The sequence below is a fragment of the Streptomyces sp. 150FB genome (assembly GCF_000818195.1).
Lineage (GTDB): Bacteria > Actinomycetota > Actinomycetes > Streptomycetales > Streptomycetaceae > Streptomyces.
The window spans coordinates 1,029,435-1,038,832 of sequence record NZ_JTHL01000001.1 but is presented as its reverse complement, the minus strand read 5'-3'; the positions used below and the strand labels follow the sequence as shown (position 1 = coordinate 1,038,832).

Genomic DNA, 9,398 nt, shown 5'->3' with positions numbered 1-9,398 from the left:
CGGGAGGGGCTCGAAGCGCGGCACGCCGCCGTACGGGAGGAGTACGCCGGTGTCCGCGCCCACGCCGGGGACGCCGCCGTGGCCGAACTCGCCGCGCTCACCGCCACGTTGGAGCGGGAACACACCGAGGCACACGGCCTCGCCGCCGGGACGCACACCGCACGCGAGGCCCTCGCCGCCGCCGAACGGGAACACGAAGGCCGGCTCACCGCCCAGCGCGAGGCCGAGCGCAGGGTCGCGGCCCGTACCTCACGGCGCGAGGCGCTCGACAGCGAACAGTCGGCGCTCCAGGACGAATTGACCCGTATCCTCGGCGGCGCCGAAAGTGTCGCCGACCGCACGGCCCAACTGGAGGACCGCGCCCGGTGGCTCGCGGCGGCGGCCGAGGCCGTCCGCGCCGTCGAGACCACGGCGGAGCGCCTCAAGGAGGCCGACGGCAGGCTCGGGAACGCCGCGTTCCGGGCCGGCTTCGACACACCGGCAGCCGCCGCCGAAGCTCTCCTCGCCGACGCCGAGCGGCGCATTCTGCAACGCCGCGTCGACGAGTGGGAGGCCGAGTCGGCCGCCGTCGCCGACCGGCTCGCCGAACCGGGGACCAGGGAAGCGGCCGACCGGCCCCGGGCCACTCCCGAAGTGGCGCTGACCGCGCACGAGTCGGCGACCCGGGCGGTACGCGAGACCTCGTCGCGTCTCGCCGCGGCCCGGGAGCGCACCTCCGAACTGCACCGGCTGTCCCGAGGGGCCGAGGCCGAGGTCCGCCAACTCGGCCCGGTCCGCGAGGAGTACGCCAGGGTCGCCCGCCTCGCCGGGCTCACCGCAGGCACCTCCACGGACAACGAGCACCGGATGCGCCTGGAGTCGTACGTCCTGGCCGCCCGCCTCGAACAGGTCGCCGCGGCCGCCACTTCACGCCTCCGGCGCATGTCGTCGGGCCGCTACGCCCTCGTGCACACCGACGCCAGGGCGGGCGGCGCCCGCCGCTCCGGGCTCGGCCTCCAGGTGGTCGACGCATGGACCGGCAGCGCCCGCGACACGGCGACACTCTCCGGCGGCGAGACCTTCTTCGCCTCCCTCGCCCTCGCGCTCGGCCTCGCGGACGTCGTCACCGACGAGGCGGGCGGCGTACGCCTCGACACCCTCTTCATCGACGAGGGGTTCGGCAGCCTGGACGACCAGACGCTGGACGAGGTCATCGACGTACTCGACTCGCTGCGCGAACGTGACCGCAGCGTGGGCATCGTCAGCCACGTCGCCGACCTGCGCCGTCGCATCCCGGCCCAGCTCGAAATCGTCAAGGAGCGCGACGGCTCGACGGTCCGCCAGTTGGGCACCGACGACCGGACCCAGTGAGGCCCCGGCGACGGTCGCTGGGGGCTCTCGCGCGGGTCAGCCCAGCGACGCGCTCGCCGCGCGCAGCTCGTCCAGGGCCGCCAGGACGTACCCGGCGAGCTCGTCCTTCGCGCCACGGTCGTCCTCGGACCACTCGGCGTACCCCCGTTTGAAGGCGAGGACGCCCAGCTCGCCCGCGAGAGCCGCGGTCGGATCCGGTACGCCCCGGGCGACCAGGGCGGTTGTCATCGCTGCCGCGAGGCTGACGATCTTGAGGGCGTCACGCTCCTGAAGTTCGGCGCTGGCGGCGACGGCCGCCTTCAGCCGAGGGGCGAGGTCCCGGTTCATCGGGCCCATCGCGCTCGAAGCGCGCTCAAGACCGGCGGCGACCGCCTGAAGCGGGCCCGCGTCACCGGGCGCCTCGGCGATCCCCTCGGCCAGCAGCCGGCTCAGCGTCTCCTGCCCGGCCACCAGCAGCTCGCGCTTGTCGGGGAAGTGCCGGAAGAACGTGCTTTTGGTGACCCCGGCACGCTCGGCGATCTGCGCGACCGTCGTGGCGTCGTACCCCTGCTCCGTGAACAGGTCGACAGCAGCCACGACAAGGCGTTCGCGCGCCCCTGGTTCCCACCTAGCCATGGCGCCATCCTATGCGATGGGACTCTTGTCCCGTCACTTTGGTAGAGTGATGGGACAAGAGTCCCATCACTTGCGGGAGAGTTCCATGCGTGTTTTCGTCACTGGTGGTACCGGTCTGATCGGTTCCGCCGCCGTAGCCGAACTGCTCGGCAACGGCCACACCGTCCTCGCCCTCGTCCGCTCCGACGCGTCCGCACGGGCCGCCGAGGCGGCCGGCGCCGAGCCGCTCCGAGGAGCCCTCGCCGACCTGGACATCCTTCGCGCCGGGGCCGCCCAGGCCGACGGGGTGATCCACGTGGCGTTCGCCAACGACTTCAGCAGCCCCGAAGCCGTCGCCAAGGCGGTCGCCGAGGAGAGTGCCGCCCTCGCGGCCCTCGGCGAGGAACTCGTCGGCAGCGACCGCCCGTTCGTCACCGTCTCGGGTACGCCCCACGTGCCGGGCCGCCCCTCCACCGAGGCCGACCCGGCGATGACCGACGGGCCGGTCGGTGGTCGTGGTCGCGCGGTCGCCGCGGTCCTGGACCTGGCCTCGCGCGGAGTCCGGAGCACGGCCGTACGCCTGCCGCGCACCGTTCACAACCAGGGCACGGGCGGATTCGCCGGAGTGCTGACCGGCATCGCGCGCCAGACCGGAGTCTCCGGCTACCCGGGCGACGGCGCACAGCGCTGGCCGGCCGTGCACGCGCTCGACGCGGCGGTCCTCCTCCGGCTCGCCCTGGAGCAGGCGCCGGCCGGTACCGCCTGGCACGCCGTGAACGACGAAGGGGACAAGGTGCGGGACATCGCCGCGGTCATCGGCCGACGGCTGGGCCTGCCGGTCGAGTCGGTGCCGGCGGAGACCTACGGCCCGCTCGGCCCGATCTTCGCCAACGACCAGCCCGCGTCCAGCACCCACACCCGGCAGGCGCTCGGCTGGGAGCCGAAGCACCCGCGCCTTCTGGAGGACCTGGAGAACATCCAGCCCTGACAGGCGACCGGGCAGATCGGGCGGATCGGGCAGACCCGCCGCCGGCGCGCACACCGCGGCGCGCACGCCGGCAGCGGGAGGCTCCGCGCGTACGGTCCCGGGGGGCCGGATCCGGCGGCGGAGGCCTACCGCCACCTCGACGCGATCCCGCGCCAGACTCCGCCGTCGCCGTGGACAACAGTCACAGACGTGTACTCAGATTCGGGTAAGTACGTGGCGGCTCTCAGCCGGTTGGCGTTCCGCTTCAGATCTGGCCGTGCAGCATTCGCAGCAGGTGGTCGAGGACGCGTCCGCTACTGGCGCGAAGCCCGTCGTGCTCGTACTCGTTGGTCGCCCACAGTCGTAGGCCCCTGATGGTCTCAGCGGTCTCCAGCGAGTGAGTGGCATCGACGTACATGTCGTCGAGGTAGACGGCGGCGGCCACGGGGACGTCGTTCGCGGCCAAGCGCTGAGGATCGTAGAGGTCGGGCCAGTCCCCGCGGGCGAACAACACCTCGGCCGGCTCACGCAGGGGCGCGAGACAGGGTTGGTCGAAGTGGCACCGGTAGGTCATCTCGCCGGTGAACAACATCGGGTCGTCCCCGGCCAGCGCCATGCGCGCGTCGAACTGGGGGAACTCGCCGCGCACCCGCTGAGCCGCCCAGTTCGTCGCGCCGGTGCCGCGCTGGGCGTAGGTGAGTTCATGCATGAGCGGGTTCAGCGGCAGTTGGGCGTAGCTGAGGAAAGCCGCGGCGCGGGCGAGGAAGCTGTCGGACAGCTCGGCTCCGGCCCAGGTGTCTTCGAGAAGGTAGTGCAGCGCGTCCGCGCCGTCGCTCATGCCGAGCATCAGCCCGAGCGACTGGAAGGCCTCGATGGTGAGCAAGGATCCGTCCGGCATGGGTGCCGGGCGCTCGATCAGGTGCGCGGCGATGCGGCGGACCGAGGCGGCGTCCTGCGGGTACCGGCGATAGTACGCGGTGTTCTTGCGGTGCACGCGTGGATAGGCGGCGCGGTAGACCTCGTCGGCGGTGACGCGCAAACCGGGAAGACCGCCGGTGATGATTGCCTCGCGCAGGCCCTCGGGGGCCAACGAGAGGTACGTGACGGTGCACATGCCGCCGAAGCTCTGGCCGAGCACCGTCCACGGTTCGTCGGTCAGTTCGCGCCTGATCAGTTCGGCGTCGCGGACAATGGCGTCGGCCCGGAAATGGGTGAGGTAGTCGGCCTGCGCGGCGGGCTCGCCACGGGCCGGGAGCGTTTGACGGGTGATCGGACTGGAGCGGCCCGTGCCGCGCTGGTCGAGCAGTAGGACGCGGTAGTCGTCGAGTGCGCGGTCCAGCCAGGAGTCCCGGCCGACCGGCCGCGGCGGCCGCATGCCGGGGCCGCCTTGCAAAAACAGCAGCCAGGGAAGCCGCTCGCGCTCGCGTCCGGTGGCCACGACCTCGCGAGCGTAGATCTCGATGTGCTCGCCATCCGGCCGATCATGGTCGAGGGGGACGGAGAAGAGATGATCGGTCAGCGTGACACCGGGCATGGAAGGCTCCTTTGCGGCAATGGAATGATCTTGATATGGGCGCTGCCTCGGCGCACGTTGAGCACCGTCGCGGCGTCAAGCGTGCCTCGGCTGTGTGAGGATGCTGATGCCGTTGGCCGCGATGATCGCCGCGATGCTCAACCAGGCGGCCACGTCGAGCTTCTGTCCCAGAGCGAGCGCACCGACGGCCGCGGCGAGCGCCGGGTTGACGCTCATGAACAATCCGAACGCCCCTGCGGGAACGCGGCGCAGCGTGAACAGGTCCGCGAGGAACGGCAGGGCGGAGGAAAGGATTCCGGCCGCGACAGCCGCACCGAGCGCCCCGGCGGAAGGCGTGTGGTGTACCGCGACCCCGGCTCCGATGGGCAGGAACACCAAGGCGGACAGCACCGCTGCGGCGGCCGTGCCCTGTGTCCCGGGGATGCGCTGCCCGATGGAACGGTTGAGAAGGATGTAAGCGGCCCAACCGGCGGCGGCGAGCAGACCGAGCCCCATGCCGAGGTAATCGGCGGTAGGGCGCGGGCGTATCAGTGCGACGACTCCCGCCACGGCGAGTACGGCGCAGCCCAGGTCCACACGTCTGCGCGAGCCGGCCAGCGCGATCGTGAGGGGGCCGAGGAACTCCAGGGTCACCGCCAGGCCGAGACCGATCCGGTCGATCGCGGTGTAGAGCGACAGGTTCGTCACACCGAAGTCGGCCGCGAGCAGCAGCACCAGCCCCCACTGGCGTCGTGTGAAGGACCGAAGGCGGGGCCGACCGAGGATGAGCAGCACCGCCGCCGCGACGTACTGGCGGACCGCGACGACGCCGACAGGGCCGAACGCCGGGAAGGCCAGCGACCCGATCGCGGCGCCGAGCTGGGTCGAAAGGCCGCTGGCGAGCATCGTGCAGACCCCGGCCATGGGCACGGAGCCGCGCTTCGTGGGCAGGACGGCGCGGTCTTGTGGGCGAGTGGGGGCTGCTTGCATGCATCGATCCTTTGCCGCGCCGGACCGTGCGCAAAATGCATGGAGGCCGCCGACTATACGATTTGGTTATGGATGTCGAGCTGCGTCAGTTGCGCTGCCTCATCGCGATCGTGGACGAGGGCACGTTCACCGACGCCGGGATCGCTCTGGGTGTCTCGCAGGCTGCGGTCTCCCGCACACTTGCGGCGCTCGAGAAGCGCCTCGGCGTACGGCTACTGCGACGTACGTCCCGCCAAACCTCGCCGACTGCGATCGGACTACGCGTCGTGGCGCACGCCCGGCGCGTGCTGACCGAGGTCGACAACCTGATACAGGAAGCGACATCGGGCCACGTCGAACTGCGTATCGGCCACCCCTGGTCGGCACTCGGCCGACTCACACCCGCCTTTCAACACCGGTGGCGGGAATCGCACCCGGAAACGCAACTGCACCTGCTTCGCATCAACTCCCCGAGCGCCGGCCTGGCCGAGGGCACCGCGGACCTCGCGGTCATGCGTAGGCCGCTGGAGGACCGCCGCTTCGAGGGCGCCATCGTGGGTCTGGAAACACGCTGGTGCGCGCTGGCCGCCTCCGACCCCCTGGCGCGGCGCCGCTCGGTGCGTCTGGCCGATCTCAGCAGCCGTGTCCTGCTCGTTGACCAGCGCACCGGGTCGACCAACGCGGAATTGTGGTCCGCGAACGCGCGCCCCGCGACACAGGAGAGCCGCGACATCGACGACTGGCTCACGGTCATCGCCACCGGCCGCTGCGTGGGGGTTACCGCGCAGTCCGTCGTTGACCAATATCCAAGGCCCGGCATCGTCTACCTGCCGGTACGCGATGCCGAACCGATAGCTGTACGACTGGTCTGGTGGCGCGACGACCCCCACCCGGCCACCCGCACCGTGCTTGAGCTTCTTACCGAGCTTTACCTCACATGACCGATCGAGTGTGCTTCGGAAGACGCAGAATCCGTCCGCAGGTCAACCAGGGATAGAAGCATCCTGGCTCACCACGGCGACGGCACGCACGAGCAGTGCCGTTCTTTTTCCGTACGTGGACGAACCCTCACCCAGAGCCACTTTGCCCCTGGTGGCACCGACCCGCCCTCCGAGCTGATGACTTGGCCCGTGATCCACTCGGCCTCGTCCGTCGCGAGCCACGCGATCAGCCGCGCCGGGTCGTCCGGCACGCCCCAGCGGCCGGCCGGGAACATCGCCGCGACCCGGTCGTAGGCGGCGCCCGGCTCAGGCGTCGGCCAGTGCCGCGAACAGTTCGGTGGCGTCCGCGCCGGCGGGCAGCCCGCTCACCTGGCCGTCGCCCACCTCCACCACCCGCCAGCGGCCGTCCTCCCGCAGCGCGAGGTCGGTGGTGACGAACGGACAGGCCAACGCCTCCACCGCGGGCCGCACCGCGCCGAGTTCAGGCTCCGGCAGGTGCTCGGGGGAGTCGGGGTGGGCGGTGGTCAGCACCGGCGTACCGTCCACCCACCACACCCGCGCCTCGCCCCCGGCGACGAACGGCTCGTACGCGCGCAGCACAAGGCCGCCGGCGAGTGAGTCGTCCTGGAGCGCGAAGAACCGGCTCACGATCGCCGACAGCCTCGCGTGGTCGGTGAGTTCGGGTACGAAGCACGCCTCGTCCCACTCGTGTTTACGGGACTTCACAAAGTCCTTGACGATGCCGGGACCGGCTCCGAGCGGGGCCGCGAGGAGCGCCAGCGCCGCCGCGTCGGGGGGAGTGCCCGGCGCGCAGGAGGCCCAGACGCTCGCGGGCGTCAGCGCTGCGAACTCCTCGTACCAGCCGGGGAGTTCATGGGCGCGGCGATAGGCGCCGGCCGTGGTGAGCAGCGCGCAGCCCCGTTCGCGCAGCGCCCGCTCCAGCGTTTCGTACTCGGCGGAGGGCATCATCCAGCCCCGGTACCTGTACGGTCCCGACCCCCGTACGACGCGGGAGAGCGCGGCCTCCGTGTCGCCGGCCAGCAGCGCGTCGTGGTCGAGGAGGGCGACCGGGGCGCCGCACGCCCGGGCCTGTGCGGCCTCGCCTGCGAACACCGGGTCGGTCCTGCTCGCCCGCAGGGGGTCGGAGCAGAAAAGAAAACCGGCCGTCATCGAACCCCCCTGTAGAACCAGCGCCGTTGACCGTCCTCGGCCGGGCTCATGTGCGCGCACATGAGCCCGGCCGGCGCGTCCACGCGTCAGAGCTTCGACAGCTCGTCCACCAGATCGTCGAGCCCCAGCGAGCCCTGCGACAGCGCCGCCATGTGCCAGGCCTTCGCGTCGAACGCGGCGCCGTGACGCTCTTTCGCGTTCTCCCGCCCGATCAGCCACGCGCGCTCGCCCAGCTTGTAGCCGATCGCCTGGCCCGGCATCGACAGATAGCGCGTCAGCTCGCTTTCCACGAAGTCGGCGGGACGGCCGCTGTGCTGACCGAAGAACTCCTGCGCCAGGTCCGGTGTCCAGTGCTCGCCCGGGTGGAAGGGCGACTCGGCCGGGATCTCCAGCTCCAGGTGCATACCGATGTCCACGATCACCCGGCACGCGCGCATCATCTGCGCGTCCAGGTAGCCGAGCCTGCGCTCGGCGTCCGGCAGGAAGCCCAGCTCGTCCATCAGCCGCTCCGCGTACAGCGCCCAGCCCTCCGCGTTGGCGCTGACCATGCCGATCGAGGCCTGGTAGCGGGAGAGCTGGTCGGCGACGTGCGTCCACTGCGCGATCTGCAGGTGGTGCCCCGGCACGCCCTCGTGGTACCAGGTCGAGACCAGGTCGTAGACGGGGAAGCGGGTCTCGCCCATGGTCGGCAGCCAGGTGCTGCCCGGCCGCGAGAAGTCCTCCGACGGCGCGGTGTAGTAGGGCGCCGCGGCGCCGCCAGACGGGGCGATCCGGGCCTCCACCTTCCGTACCCGCTCGGCGAGTTCGAAGTGTGTGCCGTCCAGCGCCTCGATCGCCTCGTCCATCAGGTTCTGGAGCCACTTCTGGACCTCGTCGACCCCTTCGATGTGCTTGCCGTGCACATCGAGATGGGCCAGCGCCTCCCAGGGGGTCGCGCCCGGCAGGATCTTCGCGGCCTCCGTACCCATCTCCTCGCGGAGCCGGTGGTACTCGGCCCAGCCGTACGCGTACGCCTCGCCCAGGTCCAGGTCGGCGCCGTTGTAGTAGCGCGACCAGAGGGCGTAGCGCTCACGGCCGACGATGTCGGGCGCGCCCTCGATGCCCGGCGCGTACACGTCCCGCAGCCAGTCGCGCAGCGCGGCGACCGCCTCGGTGGCGCCCCGGCTCGCCTCGTCCAGTTCGGCGCGCAGCGATTCCGGGCCTTCGGCGGCGAACTCCTCGAACCAGCCAGGACCGTCCTGGCCCGCCCACTCGTCGAGCTGTCCGATGAAGGTCTCCGTGGCGCGCGGTCCTGACGCGAGTTTGCGGCTCAGACCGAGCGCCAGCGACTCCTGGAAGCCCCCGAAAGCGGCCGGTACGGCCCGCAGCCGCTCGGCGATCGCCGCCCAGTCCTCGTCGGTCGCGGTCGGCATCACACTGAAGACGTCGCGGATGCCGTGCGCCGGGGAGTGGATGTTGCTGACGGAGCGCAGCCCTTCCTCGGCCTCGTGCACGGCCAGCTCGGCGGTCAGCCGCTCACGCAGCAGCCGCCCGCAGCGCCGCTCGGCGTCACTGTCGGCTCCGGGGAGCGTCTGCGCCTGATCGAGCCGGCCGAGCGTCTCACGGGCGAGATCGGCGAGAGCCTGCTGCCCCGCCGGGGAGAAGTCGGGAAGGGCGCGGGAGCTCTCGGCGACGCCCAGATACGTGCCGGTGATCGGGTCGAGTCGGATGAGTGCGTCGACGTACGCGTCGGCGACCTGGCGGGGCAGCGCGCTGCCGGCTGTGTCTGACATGCGGACATCCTGCATGAGGAGGCTCCCGTCGTCACCCTCGTACGGGAACGGGCGGGGGCCGCCGTGGCTGACGCCGGTCCGGCGGGCGGCGGGACCGGCGCCGTGACGGGCCCCCGATCAGG

The 9,398-nt window shown here is 71.6% G+C and carries 8 protein-coding genes and 1 pseudogene; 3 read left to right on the top strand and 6 right to left on the bottom strand.

Annotated elements, in window-relative coordinates:
• Nucleotides 1-1,350 (top strand): SbcC/MukB-like Walker B domain-containing protein (locus tag QR77_RS03945; RefSeq protein WP_269084307.1); only part of this gene is annotated, 1,350 nt, incomplete at its 5' end.
• A gap of 36 nt (nucleotides 1,351-1,386) precedes the next feature.
• On the opposite strand, the gene QR77_RS03940 is transcribed toward QR77_RS03945, so the two are convergent.
• Nucleotides 1,387-1,965, bottom strand: a complete 579-nt coding sequence (locus tag QR77_RS03940) for a TetR/AcrR family transcriptional regulator (protein ID WP_040019695.1) — start codon at nucleotides 1,963-1,965, stop codon at nucleotides 1,387-1,389.
• Between the two features lie 85 nt (nucleotides 1,966-2,050).
• Here QR77_RS03940 and QR77_RS03935 point away from each other — a divergent pair, with 85 nt between their 5' ends.
• The gene (locus QR77_RS03935) at nucleotides 2,051-2,932 is read left to right on the top strand and encodes an SDR family oxidoreductase (RefSeq protein ID WP_040019694.1); all 882 of its coding nucleotides are present in this window, start codon (nucleotides 2,051-2,053) and stop codon (nucleotides 2,930-2,932) included.
• Between the two features lie 244 nt (nucleotides 2,933-3,176).
• On the opposite strand, the gene QR77_RS03930 is transcribed toward QR77_RS03935, so the two are convergent.
• Nucleotides 3,177-4,445 carry an alpha/beta fold hydrolase gene (locus QR77_RS03930; protein WP_040019693.1) on the bottom strand — a complete coding sequence of 423 codons (1,269 nt, stop codon included), beginning with the start codon at nucleotides 4,443-4,445 and terminating at the stop codon, nucleotides 3,177-3,179.
• A 75-nt stretch (nucleotides 4,446-4,520) separates the two neighbouring features.
• Nucleotides 4,521-5,348 carry an EamA family transporter gene (locus QR77_RS03925; RefSeq protein WP_236711051.1) on the bottom strand — a complete coding sequence of 276 codons (828 nt, stop codon included), beginning with the start codon at nucleotides 5,346-5,348 and terminating at the stop codon, nucleotides 4,521-4,523.
• A 134-nt stretch (nucleotides 5,349-5,482) separates the two neighbouring features.
• Between QR77_RS03925 and QR77_RS03920 the strand changes: the two genes are divergently transcribed.
• Entirely contained in the window at nucleotides 5,483-6,334 is an 852-nt protein-coding gene (locus QR77_RS03920; protein ID WP_040019692.1) for a LysR family transcriptional regulator, read from the top strand.
• A 161-nt stretch (nucleotides 6,335-6,495) separates the two neighbouring features.
• On the opposite strand, the pseudogene QR77_RS43135 reads toward QR77_RS03920, so the two are convergent.
• The 3 genes and pseudogenes from QR77_RS43135 to QR77_RS03910 all read right to left on the bottom strand — a co-directional run.
• Nucleotides 6,496-6,636 (bottom strand): annotated as a pseudogene (locus tag QR77_RS43135) (SDR family oxidoreductase); the annotation flags it as partial.
• Nucleotides 6,637-6,640: 4 nt separating this feature from the next.
• Entirely contained in the window at nucleotides 6,641-7,504 is an 864-nt protein-coding gene (locus QR77_RS03915) for an ATP-grasp domain-containing protein (RefSeq protein WP_040019691.1), read from the bottom strand.
• Between the two features lie 86 nt (nucleotides 7,505-7,590).
• Complete coding sequence (locus QR77_RS03910; protein ID WP_040027261.1) at nucleotides 7,591-9,276, bottom strand: DUF885 domain-containing protein; 1,686 nt, start codon at nucleotides 9,274-9,276, stop codon at nucleotides 7,591-7,593.
• Nucleotides 9,277-9,398 lie beyond the last annotated feature (122 nt).